Consider the following 17,202-nt stretch of genomic DNA (forward strand, 5'->3'; position numbering starts at 1 on the left):
GTCGTCGCCACCGCCGCCCAGCACTTGAACCCCGCAGCCGGATTCAAGTTCCGGCGCGCGGGTCCGGGAACCTTGGCCTTGCCCGGCCGGTTTAGCGTCGGTGCGCCTCACCATCCTCCCGCTGGCCCTGCTGGGCCTGGCCCAAGGTCTGGGCGGCTGCGACCCCGGGTCCAGCCGGACGGACGCGCGGCTGACCCGGAGCGGCGAACTGGTCGCCTTGAGCGGCGGCGAAGGCGGAGCGGCCCGGGCGTGCTTCACGTGCCACGGCCTGGACGGCGCGGGCGACGGGGTGTCCACGCCGCGCCTGGCCGGGCTGGACGCCGGCTATCTGCACAAGCAGCTCGACGACTACGCCGCCGGCCTGCGCCACGATCCGGTGATGTCGCCGGCCGCCAGGCCGTTGTCGGGACAGGCGCGGCAGGCGGCGGCCGCCTACTACGCTGGTCTCCCGGTTCCCGCCGAGCGTGCGCCGGCGGTCGCGAAACCCGCCCCGGCCGCCTGGACGGCGCGCGGCTGCGCGTCGTGCCATGGCGCGGCGGGGCAGGGCGTCGGGGCGGGCGATCCGGCGCTGTCCGCCCAGCCGGCCGCCTACACCATCGAGCAGATTCGCCGCTGGCGAGCCGCCGAACGCCGCAACGACCCGCGCGGCGTCATGGCGACGGCTGTCGCCGGCCTGACCCCCGCCGAAATCGCGGCCATAGCTGACTGGCTAGAGACGCAACCCGCTTCTCCAGGGCCCGATAGCGGCGCTGCCAGCGTGTCCGTCGCCGGGACCGCTGCGGCAAGATCGGCAGCATCCCATGAAGGACGTCGTCGCGATCGATGACGTGGTGCTTCAGGGCCGCGCCGACATGGATGGGGATCAGGGCCAGCAGGCTGACGACCAGGCCCCGGTGCAGCCATTCGGCGACCGTCTCGATGCTCCAGAGGGCGGGGGCGGAAAGGTTCTGCAGCGGCAACAGAGGCCAGGGGATCAGGCCCAGCAGGGTCAGCCGGGTCTCGCGGGCCGTCGCCGAGACGATCGCCCAGCCGCTGAGCGGCAGGCCCAGCAGGCAGGTGTAGAAGACATAGTGGGTCACATGGGCCGCGGTGCTTTCCCAGCCCGGCTTGTCGGCGTCGTTGATGATCTCGGGCGCGAACAGCCGCCAGCCCAGCCGTCCCAGGGCCAGCACCAGCATCAGGACGCCGATCAGGAAGTGCAGTTCGTAGGCGGTGACCATGTCGCCGCCCGGACGCGCGCGGCCCATCCACCAGCCCCAGCCCAGCTGGAACAGGACCAGCCCCGCCATCGTCCAATGGAAGACGATGCCGACCGGCGAATAGCGTCTCTGGTCGGCATGTCCCGCCGCCCAGGCCAGCAGGTTGGTGATCAGCCGGTCGATCATGCCGGACGCAATCCTCCCGGAGCGCCCTTCAGGCAGCGTCCGAGGATCGCCAGGGCGGCGGCCAGATAGATTCCGGCGGCGGGCGCCCACATGATCAGGCCGGCGATCTGCTGGTCGGCCAGCGGGCTGAGACCCCAGGCCGCGGTGGTCAGGGCGTGGGGCGCATAGATCGCTTCGGGCATGAACACCAGCAGGGCGCCCAGCAGCCCCGTCTGCACCACGGTCGCCAGCAGGATCGCCACGCCCGTCGGCGGCGGGACGGCGCGGACCGACCGCCACAGCGCCGTCGCCGAACCCAGGATGCTGGCCTGCATCAGCCAATAGGCGAGATCGTTCGACAGCGCCCAGTCATAGAGCCTCGGCGCGTGCCAGGCCCAGAACGTCAGGGCGAACAGCAGCGGCGAGCTCGGATGCAGGCGGCCTTGTCGCCGCCGGGCGGCGGGCAGGCTCCAGGCGATCAGCGGGGCGGCGACGGCGGCCAGCAGCACGTGATGCACGGTCCGCGCCGAGAACAGGGCCGAACTCAGGGCGCAGAGGGGCGAGACGAACGCCACGGCCAGTACAGCCAGGGCGGCGCCCGCCAGGCCCCTGCGGCTCGGCGGCGCCCGCCACAGCAGGACGGCGCCCGCGACGGCCAGCACCAGAAGCAGCATGGGATCGAGGTTCCAGCGCAGCCAGGCGTCCGCGGGGGTGGATCCCGCGCCGCAATAGGGCGTCCACGTCGAAGCCAGGTCCTGCATGGTCGAACAACACGGCCAGGACCGGCGCCGTTCCCCCTAGCCTGCGGCCTTTGCGATCGTGCGGCGGCTCCCGGCCTGTCGTGGCGGTCCGGTTTAGCTTTTGATGCTCAGCACCCGTCTTTTTACTGTTGGTGAAACCGTCGAACCGGGCCGCGGCTTCCTGCACCGAAACCGTCGCGGGTTGAGGGATGAAAGGCGCGTGATGAACAGTTTTCAGATCGAGGTGGACGGTGTCCGCTACCAGGGCTCCTGGCTGCGAACCGGCGACGTGGTGGAGGTGCGCAGCCCCTACGGAAAGGCGACCATGGCGCTCGAAGGGCGCGATGCTCCTGCGGTCGCACGTGAGCTTCTGCGGCGGCTGGCCCGCCCGAGGGACGCCGCCGCGCAGGCCGACGCCGACTAGAGCCGGCCGCGCGATACGAGACTCACGCGACCGGCTCCAGGCGTTCACCTTTCCGCACGATGCTCCAGGTCGCTAGGCGTGAGCCGCGGCCGTGGCCGTGGACGGCATCGGCGCATCGACGGGTTGATCGTCCTTGATCCTGAACCACATCGCATAGAGCGGCGGCAGGAAGGCCAGCGTCAGGATCGTGCCGCCGATTGTGCCGCCGATCAGGGTGTAGGCCATCGACGACCAGAACACCGAGAAGGTCAGCGGAATGAAGGCCAGGATGGCCGCCAGGGCGGTCAGGATCACCGGCCTGGCGCGCTGCACGGTGGCCTCGACGACGGCATGGTAGGGCGTCAGGCCGTCCTGCTGGTTGGTGTGGATCTGGCCGATCAGGATCAGGCTGTTGCGCATGATGATGCCGGCCAGGCCGATCAGCCCGAGGATGGCGTTGAACCCGAACGGCTGGTGGAAGATCAGCAGGGTCGGGACGACCCCCACCAGGGCCAGGGGCGCGGTCAGCAGCACCATGAACATCGCCGACAGCGACCGGACCTGGAAGATGATCACCACCATCATCAGGATGAACATCAGCGGGAACACCGCGGCCAGGGCGACATTGGCCTTGGCGGCCTCCTCGATCGAACCGCCCATTTCGATCCTGTAGCCGGCCGGAAGGGCCGCGATGACCGGCTTGAGCTCCTTGAGGACCTGGGCGGAGACGTCCGGCGGCTGCAGCCGCTCGTCGATGTCGCCGCGCACGGTGATGGTCGGCAGGCGGTCGCGGCGGCGCAGGATCGGATCTTCCATGCGCACCTCGGCGCGGCCGATCTGGTCGAGCGGGATGCGCTCGCCCGATGCGCCGACCAGGGTGAAGGCGCCCAGCCGCGCCGGGTCGAGCCGATCCTGGCCGGTGGTGCGGGCCACCACCTCGACCGAACGGATGTCCTCGCGCACCTGGGTGACGGGAATCCCGGTCAGCAGGAACTGCAGCTGCTGGGACGCGTCGCTAGAAGTGAGGCCGAAGGCCCGGAGGCGGTCCTGGTCGAGCACGAAGTGGACGGTCGGCACGCGCTCGCCCCAGTCGGTGTTGACCTGGCGCATGGCGTCGTTGCGCAGCATCACCGTGCGGACCTGCTCGGCGATCCCGCGGACCTGGGCGACGTCGGGTCCCATGACGCGGAAGGCGACGGGGAAGGGCGACGGCGGGCCGAACACGATCTGGGTGGCGCGAATCTTGGCGCCCGGCACCGCGCCGCTGGCCGCGAACTGGCGCACCCGCTGCTTGAGCGCGTCGCGCGCCTTCTGGTCGGGCGTCAGCACGACGATCTTGGCGAAGGACGGGTCGGGCAGCTCCGGCGAGATGGCCAGGAAGAACCGTGGCGCGCCCTGGCCGATATAGCTGGTGACGATCTTGGCCTCGGGCTGGCGACGCAGCCAGGTCTCGACCTGGGCCACGGCCTGGCTGGTCGAACCGATGCTCTGGCCCTCGGGCATCTGCACCTCGATCAGCACCTCGGGGCGGTCGGAGATCGGGAAGAACTGCTTCTTGGTGCCGCCCATCATCAGGACGGCGACGACCATCGCCGCGCCGACGGCGAGCATCACCTTGTAGCGGTTGGTCACCGTCCAGACGACCAGCGCGCGCAGGCGGCGATAGGGCGGGGTGTCGTAGATCGCCTTGTGGCCGCCCTCGACCGGCTTGATCTTGGGGATCATCAGGACGCCGAGATAGGGCGTGAAGATCACCGCCACGAACCACGAGGTGACCAGGGCGAAGGCCACGACCCAGAAGATGTTGCCGGCATATTCTCCGGCGCTGGACTTGGCGAAGCCCACCGGCATCAGGCCGATGATCGTCACCAGCGTGCCGGCCAGCATCGGCGCGGCCGTGTGGCCCCAGGCGTAGGTGGCGGCCGAGACCCGGTCGCGGCCCTCCTCCATCTTCACGACGATGGTCTCGATGATGATGATGGCGTCGTCGACCAGCAGGCCCAGCGACAGGATCAGCGCGCCCAGGGTGATGCGGTCGAAGTCGCGGCCGGTGACCAGCATGATCACGAAGACGCCGGCCAGTGTCAGGGGCACGGCCATGGCCACCACCAGCCCGACCCGGAAGCCCAGGCTGACCAGGCTGACGACGATCACCACCACGAGGGCGACGAAGAACTTCAGCATGAACTCGTTATAGGCTTCGGTGATGTTCACCGACTGGTCGGTGACCTTGGTGAAGCTCATGCCCAGCGGCATCTCCGCCGAGATGGCCTTGGCTTCCTTGTCCAGGCTCTTGCCCAGCAGCAGCCCGTTGTAGCGCTCCTTCATCACCACGCCGAGTTCGATGGCCGGCTCGCCGCCGTTGCGGATCAGGAAGGTCGCCGGGTCCTCGTAGCCGCGCTTGACCTCGGCGATGTCGGCCAGCTTGAGCGTGCGGCCGCCCACGACGATCGGGGTTTCCTTGATCTTGGCAAGATCGTCGAGCGCCCCGTCGAGCCGGATCTGCACCTGCGGGCCCTGGGTCTCGATCGAGCCGGCCGGGGTGACCAGGTTGCGGTCGTTGAGGGCGGCGAACAGGTCCCGCGGGCTCACGCCCAGCGTAGCCAGGCGGGCCTGCGAGAACTCCACGAAGATCTTTTCCGGCTGCTCGCCGATGATCATCACCTTCTTGACGCCGGCCACGTGCAGCAGCCGCTGGCGCAGGGTCTCGGCCTGGCGCACCAGCAGCCGTTGCGGCTCGCCCTTGGCCTTCAGGGCGTAGAGGGTGAAGGTGACGTCGCCGTACTCGTCATTGACGAACGGGCCCAGGACCCCGCGGGGCAGGTTGGCGGCCTCGTCGCCGATCTTCTTGCGGGTCTGGTAAGCCTGTTCGGGGACTTCCTTGGCCGGAATCTGATCCTTCAGCCACAGGGTGGTGAAGGCCAGGCCCGGCCGCGTGAACGTCTCGGCGCGGTCGTACCACTTGAGCTCTTGCATCCGCTTTTCGAGCGGCTCGGCGACCTGGTCCTGCATCTCCTGGGCGGTGGCGCCGGGCCAGGCGGTGACGATGGTCATGACCTTGATCGAGAAGCTGGGATCCTCGGCCCGGCCGAGCTTCAGGAAGGCGAAGGCGCCGGCGAAGGTGATCGCGATGATCAGGAACAGGGTGATCGAGCGTTCGCGGACCGCCAGGGCGGAGAGATTGAAGTTCATTGCGCCGCTCCGGCCTGGACGCGCACGCGCTGGCCCTGGTGCAGCATCTGGGCGCCCAGCGCCACGAACTGCTCGCCGCCGTTCAGGCCGCTGGAGATCGTCGCCGTCTCCGCACTGAGCGCGGCGACGCGAACCGGCCGCCATTGGACGGTGGCGGCGCCGGGCGCGACGACCCACACCCCCGGACCCTTGCCGGCGTCGTAGAGCGCCCCGATCGGCGCTTCCACGCCGCGCTGGGCGCCGTCGCCGTCCTGGACCGGCAGGGACACGACCATGGTCGAGCCCAGCGGCGCCTGGGCGGCCGCGCCGCTCAGCACATATTTGGCCTCGTAGGTGCGGGTGCGCGGGTCGGCGGCGTCGGAAAGCTGGCGAAGGCGCGCCTGGCCCGCTTGGTCGCCATCGAAGGCGTAGGCCTCGGCGACCGAGCCGAGCGCCGGGCGCACGGTCTCGGGCAGGGTGACGGTCGCCTCGCGCGGACCGGCATGGGCCAGGCGGACGACCGGCTGGCCGGCGGTCACGACCTGGCCGGGCTCGGCCAGGGTCTCGACCACGACGCCGTCGGCGTCGGCGGTCAGGACCGCATAGCCGGCGGCGTTGCGCGAGACGCGGGCCTGGGCCTCGGCGGCGGCCAACTGGGCCTGCGCGCTGTCGGCGGCGGCCTTGGTCTGGTCATAGGCCAGGGCCGAGACCGCCCCGGCCGCGACCAGGCTGCGGTAGCGTCGCTCGTCGGACGCCGTCTGCACGGCGCGGGCGCGGGCGGCTTCCACCAGTTCGGTCTGGGCGGACACGGCCAGGGCGTAGTCGGTGGCGTCGATGCGCATCAGGGGCTGGCCGCGACGCACCGTCTGGCCGGCGTCGACCAGGCGGGCGACCACCTTGCCGCCGACCCGGAAGCCCAGGTCGCTCTGGATGCGGGCCGAGACGACGCCGCTGAACCGCCGCTCGCCGCCGGCCGCCGGACCGGCGACCGCGACCCGGACGATGGGGGGCAGGGTGCGGGGATCGTCGGCGCCGGCCTTGTCGCCGCAGGCGGCCAGGGGGGTGAGGCCGCTCAATAACAGAGCGGCGGCGACGGTGCGAGGCGACATGGCTTGAGGGTCCTGCCTTGACGGAGGACCCTAGGCTGGTTCCTTGTGACCGAAATGTCAACTAGTCACTTGTCACTACGGGGCCAGGCTGCGGAGGATCAGATTGATCACCTGGGTGGAGGCCTGGGGCAGTTGGTCCAGATTATGCTTCAGCATCAGCGGGTTCATGAAGGTCTGCATGACCAGCAGGATCGCTTCGCAGGTGTCGTCGATCGGCGTCTTGCGCTCGAACTCGCCCGTTTCGCGGCCCAGGACGATGATCTCGCGCAGCAGGGCCTCGGCCCGCGCCACATAGGCGATCGCCGACGGCCAGCGTTCCTCGGCCGAATGGGTGGCGATGTCGTACAGCATCTTGTCTTCAAAGAACAACTCGGTGCTTGTGTCGATTATCCCATTGAAAAAACGGCGTAATTTTTCCGATGCCGTCTTGCCTTCGGCGATGCCCGCCTCGCCGGCGACCAGGACCTTGTCCAGGCACTGGACGCAGATCGCCTGGCCGATGGCCTGCTTGGAATCGAAGAACTTGTAGATGTAGGCCTTGGAGAAGCCGATCGCCTTGGCCAGGTCGGCGACCGTCGTCTTGCCGTATCCGAAGCGGCTGAAATGGGCTCTGGCGGCGTCGACGATCTGATCGCGGACGTCGTGTTCGGCCGGGCCGCGTTGACCGGCTGCGGGGGATGAGGGGTCGATTGTGCTCATGGCGGCACGCTATCACCGGGTCTCTCGATTGACAAACTTGTGACCATAGTGGAATTTAGTCACAATCAAATTGTTCGTCCAGGCGAGGTCCCATGCGCTCTATCATCCTTCGGGCCCTTCCTGGGGTCGCCGCCGCCGGCCTGCTGGGCGGATGCGCGATCGGCCCGGACTACGTCGCACCGACCATCGCGGCGCCGCCGCGCTTCATGGGAGCGGCGGCCGTCGCCGCCCGGCAAGCCCCGCCCGCGACGGCTCCGGCCGACGCCTGGTGGCGCGGCTTCAACGATCCGGTCCTCGACCGGATGATCGATCGCGCCCTGGCGCAGAACCTCGACCTGGCCCAGGCCGCGGCCCGCGTCACCCAGGCGCGGGCGGGGCTGGGCGCAGCGACCGCCGCGCTGCTGCCGTCGGCCTCGGTCGAGGCGAGCGGCGCCAAGGCCCACAACTCGACCCAGACGCCGACAGGGCGTCTCCTGGCCTCCACCCCCAACTTCGATCGCGACGGCGCGCTCTATGAAGGCAACCTCGTCGCCGGCTGGGAGCTCGACGTCTTCGGCGGAACCCGCCGCGAGCGGGAAGCGGCCGGGGCGGAATACGAAGCTGCGCGGGCCGGCGTCGCCGCTGCCCGCCTGGAGGTCGCGGCCCAGACCGCCGACACCTACATGCTGGTGCGCGGGCTGCAGGCGAGGCTGGCCGTGGCCCGAGAGCAGGTCGAGACCCAGACCCGGCTCGTCGAAACCGTCCGCCTGCAGCGCCAGCAAGGCGTCGCCGCAGAGCTTCAGTTCAACCAGGCCCGCGGCGCCCTGGAGCAGACGCGGGCCAGCGTGCCGGTGCTTGAGGATGGGCTGGAGGCGGCGTTGAACGCCATGGACGTGCTGCTCGGCGCGCAGCCGGGGACCTATCGGGCCGAACTGGCGACGGCCGCCCCGATCCCGGCCGCGCCGGCCCTGGCGGAGGCCGGCGGACCGGCGGAACTGCTGCGGCGTCGGCCGGACCTGGTGGTGGCCGAGCAGCGGCTGCGGGCCAGCAACGCCCGTGTCGGCGCGGCGCTGTCGGAGTATTTTCCCAAGTTCTCGCTGAGCGCGCTGGCGGGCGCCGCCACCACCACGCGCGACGCCTTTTTCGACGGCGGGGCCGCCCAGGCCCAGGGCGTTCTCGGCCTGCGCTGGCGGCTGTTCGACTTTGGCCGGATCGGGGCCGAGGTCCAGGCCGCGCGCGGGCGCCGGGCCGAGGCCCTGGCCGCCTATCAGCAGTCCGTCCTGCGGGCCACCGAGGACGTGGAGGACGCCTTCTCCAGCCTGGTCAGGCGCGAGCGCCAGGAGCGGATCCTGGCCGACGGCGAAGGCTCCCTCGCCCAGGCCCGGCAGGCTTCGCAGGCGGCCTATGCCGGCGGCGTCGTCAGCCTGGTCGAGGTGCTCGACGCCGACGCCCGGCTGCTGGCGGTGCGCGACGCAAGAGCCCAGGCCAGGACGGAAGCGGCCCGCGCCGCCGTCCGCTCGTTCCGGGCCCTGGGCGGCGGCTGGCGCGAGGTGCAGACCGCCGCCGGTCAGGCGCCTGCGCCGGGCTGACGGTGTTCCAGGTCCGCGCGGTGCGGTCTGGTTGTACGCCAGAGGACCAGGCCCAGGACGCCGAGCATCAGTTCGCGAACGCGCCGCAGCAGCGACAGCGCCAGGGCCTGGTCGGGCGTGACGCCCAGGGCCCCGCCGAGCAGGATGTAGCCGCCTTCCTGGATGCCCAGCGAGCCGGGGATGGCGAAGCCTAGCCCCTTCACCGCCTGGGTCAGGCTTTCCAGGATCAGGGCCTGGGTCAGGGTCGGGTGCAGGCCGATCGCCCAGACCGCCACATAAGTCTCCAGCGCCCCGCAGATCCAGGCGGCCAGGTGCCAGAGCCAGGAGGCGACGAGATCGCCGCGCTGGCGGCTGAGGTCGCCGAGCGCCTCGCCCAAATGGGAAAACCGGTCGCGCCAGGCGCGCCACCGGCCGGCCAGGGCGCTCAGGCGGTCGAGCAGGCCCAGCCGCCGCCAGAGCACAATCGCCAGGCCGGTCAGGGCGATGGCGGCGATCAGGACCAGGCTCAGCCGGGCGAAGCGCGGATCGTGCAGCGCCAGCAGGGCCAGCACCAGACCGGCGAGCACGAACACCACCAGTCCCAGCGTCCCGGCCAGCACGTCGAGGATGCAGCTGGCCGTCGTCTGGGCCAGGGTCAGGCCCGGGCGGACGGCGAGCCTGGCGCGCACCACGTCGCCGCCGACCTGGGCCACCGGAAGCAGGCCGTTGATCGCCTCCTTGATCAGCCGCAGCCGGAACAGGAAGCCGAGCGGCGGCCGAGTCCCGCGCGGCAGCAGGACCTGCCAGCCGATCGTCGCCATCAGGGTGACCGGCAGGTGGACGGCGATGACCGCCAGCGCGCGATAGCGGGCCTGCACGACGATGTCGCGCACCTCGCCGAACCCGTGGGCGGCCAGCAATCCCGCCAGCAGCGCCACGCCCAAGGTCAGCAGCCAGCCTTGACGGGCCGAAAGCCTGGGACTGTCCGGCAGGCTCATGCCGCCGAGCGCGCCAACGCCGCCGAGGTCGCGTTCAAGCTGCGATAGACCTCCAGGACCGACGCGCAGCTTTGGCTCCAACCGTGGCGGTCGCTCGCCGCTCGCGCCGCCCGGCCCAGGCGCAGCCGTCGCATCGGGTCAGCCACCAGGCTCCGGAGCGTCCGGGCGAAGGCTGGGGCCGCGGGGTCCCTGACGAGGATCCCGTCGTGCCCGTTGACGACCAGCGCCTGGGTGCTGGGCGCCTCCGGGCAGACCACGGCCAGGCCGGCGGCCATGGCCTCGAGCGTGGCGTTGCCGAACGCCTCGGTCAGGCTGGGATTGAACAGCACGTCGCTGCTGGCCACGGCGCGCCCGAGTTCGTGGCCGGTGAGCAGGCCCGTGAAGATCGCATCCGGCAGGCGCCCGCGCAGCCACCCGCCCATCGGCCCCTCGCCGATGACCAGCGGCCGCACCGGAAGGCCGCGAAGCCGGTCGAGCGTGTCGGCCCAGACGTCCAGGGCCTTTTCCATGACCAGGCGGCCCAGGAAGGCGATCACCACCTCGTCGTCGCCAACGCCGTGGCTTCGCCGCCAGGCGAGATCGCGCCGGCAGGGCGAGAACTGGTCGCGATCGACGCCGCGACCCCAGATCCGCACCTTGCCGCCCAAGCCCTGGTCTTCGAGGCGCTCGGCCAGGGGCGCGTTGGGGGCCAGGACGCGGTCGCAGCTGGCGTAGAACCGCTGCAGATAGCGCTCGGCGCTGGGGCGCAACCAATCCAGGCCGTAATAGCCCAGATAGGTCTCGAACCGGGTGTGCAGGCTGGCGACGATCGGCAAGCCGTGGCGGCGGGCGAAATTGCGCGCCTGCAGGCCCAGGAGATCGGGCGCCGACAGGTGCACGGCCGTCGGGGCGAAGCGCCTGAGATCGGCGCGCACCGCCCGCGGCAGGCCCAGGGCCAGGCGATATTCGGCCCGGCCGGGCAGACTCATCGACGGCACCGAAACCAGATCGCCCTGCGGCGGAAAGGCCGGCCTGTCCGTCGTCGGCGAATAGACCCGAACCTCGGCGCCGGCGTCGAGCAGATAGGCGACCAGACGGTTGAGCGCCTGGTTGGACCCGTCGCGGGTGTAGTTGTAGTTGCCGGAAAAGAGCGCGAGCCTGAGGCCCTGTCCCGGATTGTCGCTGGCCGGTCGACATCTTGGCCGTTCCGCAGGGATCACATCGCCTCCACTGGATTCGCGCCGACGCCCTTTCCCCAACGGCGATATAGGGCTGCGGTTCAGCGAGCGGTAGGGTGGCGGCCGTCCGACGGCGGAAGTCCTGGAGGTTGCGTTGGTCCGAAAACACCTCAGTTCGCCGAGCGCCGGGTGAAGACCGCCGACCCGCGCAATCTGGCGTCCAGGACGATCGCGGCCGGGGGATGGCGACCTAACTCGGCCCGCGGGCCTCGTCCGCCAGTCGGCCCGCCTCACGTTCCAGCTCGTCGGCCTGCGACGGCAGGTGGTCGGCCACGTCGCGCAGTTCGGCGTCGGTGACGACATAGCCCCGGGCGCGGTTCTCGGAGATCTGCTGGGCGCGATAGGCGGGATCGCGCAGGCGGCGGGCTTCGGCGCGCATCTCCTGTGCGCCCTTGCGCATCTCTTCGGCGCCTCGGGCCATCTGCACGCGCGCCTTGACCAGGCTTCGCTCGGCCGCCTCGCGGGCGCGTTCGCCGATCCTGCGGGCCCGTTCGGCCTCCGTCCGGGCCTGGTCGGCCTGGACACGGGCCGCATCGGCCTGAATCCGCGCTTCCTCGGCCGCGGCCCGGGCCGCGGCGGCTTCCTGTTGCTCGGCGGGCGTGGCGAACCGCGATGCGCTGTCGCCGAGCCCTTCCGCGGGTTCAGGCGGCGGGGGCGCGGGAGGCGCGGGAGGCGCAGGAGGGGCTGGTGGTGCGGGAGGGGCCGGGGGCGCTGGCGGCGCGGGCGCGACGGCGAGCGTCAGGGGGTCGACGGCTTCCGGCGGGGCGGGGGGCGCTGGCGGGGCGGGCGGCGCCGAGGGAACGGCGGGCGGGGGCGGCGGCGCGGGCGGCGCGACCCAGGCCTGGCGGTCCACGCCCAGCGCGGCCAGCGGCGTGGCGACGGCGGCCAGGGCGGCGACCGTCAAGGCGACCATAAGGGGCCGGCGGCGAGCGGAGGTGTCGGTCATGATGCAGGCGATCCTTGTCTTCAGCGTTCGCGCGTCGGCGGCCATGGCGATCGCCGCGCGCGGGGCGGCCAGGCGCGAGGGGGAATGGGCGGCCAGGTGAACCAGGGCCCGGGCGTAGAGAGCGCGGTCGACGGTCTTGAGCGCGGCGGCGTCAGCGGCTTCTTCCGAGCGTTCGGCGAGGACGGCGTGAAGCCGCCAGACCAGCGGATTGAACCAGAAGATCGCCAGGGCCAGCCGCGACAGCACCAGGAACACCCAGTCATGGCGCCGCAGATGGGCCAGTTCGTGGGCCAGGATGGCGGGGGCGGCGCCAGGTTCGGCCAGGCTGGCCGGATCGACGACGATGAAGCCGGGGGCGACGCCCCAGCTGAGCGGGCTGCCGATCCGATCGCTGGACACCATGTGCGGGCGGTCGGCGGGCGTCAGCCGTTCCAGCGGCGCCCGCCATTCGGCGTGGGTCACCGGCGTTCCCGCGCGCGTCCAGCGGTCGAGGATGCGCAGCCCCAGCAGCAGGCGGCCGGCGATCGCGACCAGCCCGAACAGCCATACGGCGCCGATCAGACGTGGCGAGGGCGGCCAGGACAGGGCGGCGGAGGTTGCGCCAGTGGCGACCGGTTCGGCCGTCCAGGTCAGGGGCGCGGCGGACGGGACCGGGGGCGGCGCCGGCGGCAACAGGGCCAGGTCGATGGCCGGCAGGATGTTCATGATGACCGGCAGCGCCAGCAGCAGGCAGACCGTGGCGCGCAGGATGTCCACCCGGTCGACCGCGCGCGCGGAAAGGAAGCGGGAGCAGACCAGGCCGGCCCCGGCGACAAGGCTCGACTTGACCAGCAGGGCGACGAGCAGGGCCCCGGTCACGGCTTGCGCTCCACGGCCTGGTCGATCATCCGTTCCAGGGCGGCGGCCTCTTCAGGGGTCAGTCTTTGGCCAAGGCTCAGCAGGGCGGTGGCGGCGCTGGCGGCCGAGCCGGCGAAGAAGGTGTCGATCATCCGCTGCAAGGCGCCGACGGCGACCGTCCGGGTTTGCTGGGACGGGCGGTACAGAAAGCCGTCGGGGCCGGCCGACCGCTCGACCAGGCCCTTGGCCTCGAGCCGCGAGAGCAGGGTGCGGACGGCGGAATCGCTGAGCGGATCGGACAGGGCGCCGCGGACGCCGGCGGCCGTGCTGGTCTCCAGGCGGCAGAGGGTCTCGAAGACCTCGCGTTCGCGTCGGGGCAGGGCTTCGATCATGGCGTCTCCGCAGGTCTGATGCGCTACATGTGTAGCGCTACATGCGTAATGGATCCAGCCGGCAATGAGAGGGACGGGATGAAATCGCCGTAATCTGATCTCGACGTCCGATCATCCGACGGCGTCCCAGTCGGCGTTGTCTTTGCTACAAACGATCGTGGTGTCGCCTCAGGTCGGAGCACAGCATGAAACGGGTCAAGCGTCTGGTGATCCTGGGCGGCGGCACGGCGGGCTGGATGGCGGCGACCGCCCTGGCCAGGACCTTTGGGCCTCAGCTGAAGATCGATCTTCTCGAATCCGAGGCGATCGGCACGGTCGGGGTCGGCGAGGCGACCATTCCGACGATCCATTGGCTCAACCAACTGATTGGTCTCGACGAAGCGGAGTTCGTCCGCGCCACCAAGGCCAGCTTCAAGCTTGGCATCGAATTCGTCGACTGGGCTCGGCCTGGAAGCCGCTATTTCCATCCGTTCGGGCGCTACGGCGTCGACGTTGGGCCCGTGCCGTTCCACCAGCGCTGGCTCAGGGCCCGCGCGGACGGGCTCGACCACCCGCTGCCGGCCTTCTCGCTGGCGACCCAACTGGCGGCCGTCAACCGGTTCGCCAAGCCGGTGGAGGATCCGCGATCGATCCTGTCGACTCTGGGCTACGCCTATCATTTCGACGCGACGCTCTATGCGCGGCATCTGCGCGGCCTGGCCGAGGCCGCCGGGGTGACGCGGCATGAGGGCAGGCTGGAGAGGGTCGAGCGGGCGCCCGACACCGGCTTCGTCACCGCCCTGACCACCGACCGCGGCGCGCGGATCGAAGGCGAGCTGTTCCTCGACTGCTCGGGCTTTCGCGCCCTGCTGATCGACGGGGTGATGGGCGCCCCGTTCGAGGACTGGTCGCACTGGCTGCCCTGCGACCGGGCCGTCGCCGTTCCCTGCGCCCGGGCGGCCGAGACCACGCCCTATACCCGCTCGACCCTGCGGACCGCCGGCTGGCAGTGGCGCATTCCGCTGCAGCATCGCACCGGCAACGGCTACGTCTATTCCAGCGCCTTTCTCTCCGACGACGAGGCGGCGGCGACGCTGCTGGGCGGCCTGGACGGCGCGGCGCTGGGCGAACCGCGCCTGCTGCGCTTCAAGGCCGGCTTCCGGCGCGAGGTCTGGCGCAAGAACGTGGTGGCCATCGGCCTGTCGTCCGGCTTCCTGGAGCCGCTGGAGTCGACCAGCATCCACCTGATCCAGAGCGCCATCGCCAAGCTGATCGCCCTGTTTCCCGACCAGGACTGCGATCCGGGCCTGGCGCGGCAGTTCAACACGCTGCTTGGCCGCGACATGGACGGGATCCGCGACTTCCTGATCCTGCACTATCACGCCACCGAAGGGCACGACGCCCCGCTGTGGCGGTATACGCGCGGCATGGCCTTGCCCGACAGCCTAGTCGACAAGGAAGCGCAGTACCGACGGGCCGGACGGCTGATGCTGACCTCCAACGAGCTGTTCCGCGAGGCCAGCTGGCTGGCCGTGCTCGAAGGCCAAGGTGTTCACGCCGAAGGCCATAGCCCGCTGGCCGACACGCTGGACGGGGCCGTCAATCGTCAGCAGCTCGAACAGATCGCGGCGGTGGTCGCGCGGGCGGTCCCGACCTTGCCGAAGCACGATGACGCTATCGCCGCGCTGATCGGCTGACGCGGTGGTTCTAGGCCGGACAGTGGCTCCATTCGGGGGCAGCCGTCGTTACAGGGCGAGCTTGCTGGGGCGTCCGAGGCGGCTGCACGGCCAGATAGACGGTGCTCCACAGCTGCGCGGCGTTGGACTCGTCGGCGTCGGCCTTGTCGGCGCCGAAGGGGGCGACCTGGTAGCGACCATTGCGGAAGGCCCAGGACCAGAGTTCGGAGCTCTGCACCGCGCGGGTGGCGCGGATCGCCCGCCACAGCTGGGCTTGGGCGGCGACCAGCTTGGCGCGCAGCGGCGCGGGCAGGTCGCATCGGGCCAGCTGTCGTTCCAGACCGGCGGCGAGCATCGCCTGTTGCCACGACCAGACCACGGCGCCGTGATAGGCGGCCGGCGTGAAGCGGGCCTGCGCCTCGCGCTCGGCGAAGGCGGGATTGGCGACGACCAGGCCGACATCGGTCATCAGGCCGGCCGGAAAGGGACGCATGATCGCGGCGACATAGGTGTCGAGATCCGCCGCCGACGGGCGGCCGAGCAGCAGCGCAAAGCCCTCGTCCGAATTGAGGATCGGCACAGGTTCGCCGCCCGCCTTGAGCGACAGGGCATGGAACACCAGCGGCTGCGAGCCTAGCGCCCTTAAGGCTGGCGCGGCCGGAACGCCGAGACTATCCGCATAGGATCGGATCGACGAAGCAGCCTGGCCGGCCGGCAGCTCGACCCGGAACAGCGGCGGGGCCTTGTCTCGCCAGACCTGGGCCATTCGGCCGGCGTCGGCGAACAGGGCCCGGTCCTCGGCGGAAAGGTAGGGTTCCAGCAGGCCGGCGCGGAACAGCCGATCGGCCGCCTCGATCGCCGCCGGAACCAGGGCGGCGTTGACGTCATAGGGGTAGATCCCGCCGCCGAGCCCTTCGTTGCTGTCGCGCCATTCGCCGGTAGTCCGGCCCGGCTTGATCGCAATCAGCGTACGGACGGAGGGCGCATCGGCGAACCCGCGGCCCTGGTTCAGCACGAAGCGCAGGTTGTTGACCAGCAGGGTCCCGGTCGGCGGGCGGACCCCAGGCTGGCTCTCGCTGGCCAGCGGCTGGGCCAGGAAGCTCCGCGCCCGCGCCTGTCCGGGGCCTTGCAGGTAGTCGGCCGCGACGGGGCCGAGCATGTAGTCGTCGTCGACCATGCCGTAGTCGAGTTCCGCCGCGTCGCCGCCGCGGCCGGCCTTGCGATTCTGGACGACGGCGAACTCGCCGATGCCCTCCTCGTGGGCGACCTCGCCGCCGGGCGACAGCCGCGCCAGCACCGAATTGAGGCCGGCCTCGACCGCCGCCGGCCGCAGGGCCGGCGTCAGCAGCCGCACCGACATCAGGGTGTCGCGGCCGAAATAGGTGTTGAAGCGCCAGGACCCGGCCAGGAACTTCTCGCGATAGCTCAGGAAGGCCAGGGCGTTGCGCGCCGCCGGATCCGCGGCCGCGTCGGCGTTGAGCAACTGGGCGACCGGCAGCGGGGTCAGCGGGGCGTCGCCGCTCAGCGCGGTGATCTCCAGCGCGATCCGTCCATTGGCCCCGGCAGTGATGGCGCCGTTGTCGATGCGGCCGTCGATGACACGGACGCTCAGCTCGTAGCCGAGGCCGCCGTCGAGGCGGGTGCGACGCCAAGTGATGGTGTCGGCGGCGATCTTCGGCTCGGCCGCGACCTCGGGCGGAAACTTGCCGACCGCCTGGTAGTCGCGCAGGAAGCGCACATTGGAGAGCACGGCCTGCTTCACGACCAGCCTTGGCGCATCGCTGCTGGCGATGGCGATCACCCCGTTCAGCGCGCCGCGCCGGACCGGCCGGGGCGGCTGGTCGAGGCGCCAGGTCGCCGGCCGGGCCGTGGGCTCGAACCACAGGCCCACCCCGCTGTTGCCGGCGGGAAAGGCGACCAGAATGCGCGGATCGACGCCGTTGCGCAGCAGCAGATGGGCCGCGACCTTGTCCTCGCGGACGAAGGCGTTGAGGTTCTGGCCCTCGGTCAGCTGATAGGCCAGGTCGGGCGCGGCCAGGGCCTGGCCCGAGACCGTCAGCGCCAGCAGGAGCCCGGCGGCGGCCCGTCGAAGGTCCTCGATCATCGCTGTCTCCAATCCCGCGC

Annotated in this window: 13 protein-coding genes and 1 pseudogene; 4 read left to right on the top strand and 10 right to left on the bottom strand. The window is 71.0% G+C overall.

Annotated elements, in window-relative coordinates:
- Window positions 1-100 precede the first annotated feature (100 nt).
- Window positions 101-658: pseudogene (locus ACIPQB_RS07525) on the top strand (c-type cytochrome); the annotation flags it as partial.
- Here the strand turns inward: ACIPQB_RS07525 and ACIPQB_RS07530 are convergent.
- Together ACIPQB_RS07530 and ACIPQB_RS07535 are read right to left on the bottom strand one after the other, a co-directional pair.
- Window positions 651-1,385, bottom strand: a complete 735-nt coding sequence (locus ACIPQB_RS07530) for a cytochrome b (RefSeq protein WP_446484581.1) — start codon at window positions 1,383-1,385, stop codon at window positions 651-653. The pseudogene ACIPQB_RS07525 and the gene ACIPQB_RS07530 sit on opposite strands and share 8 nt — an antisense overlap.
- The gene (locus tag ACIPQB_RS07535; protein WP_446484582.1) at window positions 1,382-2,125 is read right to left on the bottom strand and encodes a cytochrome c oxidase assembly protein; all 744 of its coding nucleotides are present in this window, start codon (window positions 2,123-2,125) and stop codon (window positions 1,382-1,384) included. The genes ACIPQB_RS07530 and ACIPQB_RS07535 overlap by 4 nt, the downstream gene beginning before the upstream one ends.
- A 103-nt stretch (window positions 2,126-2,228) precedes the next feature.
- Here ACIPQB_RS07535 and ACIPQB_RS07540 point away from each other — a divergent pair, with 103 nt between their 5' ends.
- On the top strand, window positions 2,229-2,528 hold the full coding sequence (locus ACIPQB_RS07540) for a hypothetical protein (RefSeq protein WP_446484583.1): 300 nt from the start codon (window positions 2,229-2,231) through the stop codon (window positions 2,526-2,528).
- Between the two features lie 72 nt (window positions 2,529-2,600).
- Here ACIPQB_RS07540 and ACIPQB_RS07545 read toward each other — a convergent pair whose 3' ends face one another.
- From ACIPQB_RS07545 to ACIPQB_RS07555, 3 genes are all read right to left on the bottom strand, one after another.
- Window positions 2,601-5,699: an efflux RND transporter permease subunit gene (locus tag ACIPQB_RS07545; RefSeq protein WP_446484584.1), complete on the bottom strand. Its 3,099-nt coding sequence runs from the start codon at window positions 5,697-5,699 to the stop codon at window positions 2,601-2,603.
- Window positions 5,696-6,787: an efflux RND transporter periplasmic adaptor subunit gene (locus ACIPQB_RS07550; protein ID WP_446484585.1), complete on the bottom strand. Its 1,092-nt coding sequence runs from the start codon at window positions 6,785-6,787 to the stop codon at window positions 5,696-5,698. The genes ACIPQB_RS07545 and ACIPQB_RS07550 overlap by 4 nt, the downstream gene beginning before the upstream one ends.
- A gap of 75 nt (window positions 6,788-6,862) precedes the next feature.
- The gene (locus ACIPQB_RS07555) at window positions 6,863-7,486 is read right to left on the bottom strand and encodes a TetR/AcrR family transcriptional regulator (protein WP_446484586.1); all 624 of its coding nucleotides are present in this window, start codon (window positions 7,484-7,486) and stop codon (window positions 6,863-6,865) included.
- A gap of 92 nt (window positions 7,487-7,578) precedes the next feature.
- Here ACIPQB_RS07555 and ACIPQB_RS07560 point away from each other — a divergent pair, with 92 nt between their 5' ends.
- Window positions 7,579-9,054: an efflux transporter outer membrane subunit gene (locus tag ACIPQB_RS07560; protein ID WP_446484587.1), complete on the top strand. Its 1,476-nt coding sequence runs from the start codon at window positions 7,579-7,581 to the stop codon at window positions 9,052-9,054.
- Here ACIPQB_RS07560 and ACIPQB_RS07565 read toward each other — a convergent pair.
- From ACIPQB_RS07565 to ACIPQB_RS07580, 4 genes are all read right to left on the bottom strand, one after another.
- Window positions 9,033-10,031, bottom strand: a complete 999-nt coding sequence (locus ACIPQB_RS07565) for a flippase-like domain-containing protein (RefSeq protein ID WP_446484588.1) — start codon at window positions 10,029-10,031, stop codon at window positions 9,033-9,035. The genes ACIPQB_RS07560 and ACIPQB_RS07565 overlap by 22 nt on opposite strands.
- The gene (locus ACIPQB_RS07570) at window positions 10,028-11,230 is read right to left on the bottom strand and encodes a glycosyltransferase family 4 protein (protein ID WP_446484589.1); all 1,203 of its coding nucleotides are present in this window, start codon (window positions 11,228-11,230) and stop codon (window positions 10,028-10,030) included. Before ACIPQB_RS07570 ends, ACIPQB_RS07565 begins: the two co-directional genes overlap by 4 nt.
- Before the next feature lie 208 nt (window positions 11,231-11,438).
- Window positions 11,439-13,052 (bottom strand): M56 family metallopeptidase, encoded by a 1,614-nt coding sequence (locus ACIPQB_RS07575; RefSeq protein ID WP_446484590.1) that lies wholly within the window; start codon window positions 13,050-13,052, stop codon window positions 11,439-11,441.
- The gene (locus tag ACIPQB_RS07580; RefSeq protein WP_446484591.1) at window positions 13,049-13,423 is read right to left on the bottom strand and encodes a BlaI/MecI/CopY family transcriptional regulator; all 375 of its coding nucleotides are present in this window, start codon (window positions 13,421-13,423) and stop codon (window positions 13,049-13,051) included. The genes ACIPQB_RS07575 and ACIPQB_RS07580 overlap by 4 nt, the downstream gene beginning before the upstream one ends.
- Window positions 13,424-13,608: 185 nt before the next feature.
- Between ACIPQB_RS07580 and ACIPQB_RS07585 the strand changes: the two genes are divergently transcribed.
- Window positions 13,609-15,099 carry a tryptophan halogenase family protein gene (locus ACIPQB_RS07585; protein ID WP_446484592.1) on the top strand — a complete coding sequence of 497 codons (1,491 nt, stop codon included), beginning with the start codon at window positions 13,609-13,611 and terminating at the stop codon, window positions 15,097-15,099.
- Between the two features lie 10 nt (window positions 15,100-15,109).
- Here ACIPQB_RS07585 and ACIPQB_RS07590 read toward each other — a convergent pair whose 3' ends face one another.
- Complete coding sequence (locus ACIPQB_RS07590; RefSeq protein ID WP_446484593.1) at window positions 15,110-17,182, bottom strand: hypothetical protein; 2,073 nt, start codon at window positions 17,180-17,182, stop codon at window positions 15,110-15,112.
- Window positions 17,183-17,202: the final 20 nt, after the last annotated feature.

It is taken from the genome of Caulobacter sp. LARHSG274, from assembly GCF_052871235.1.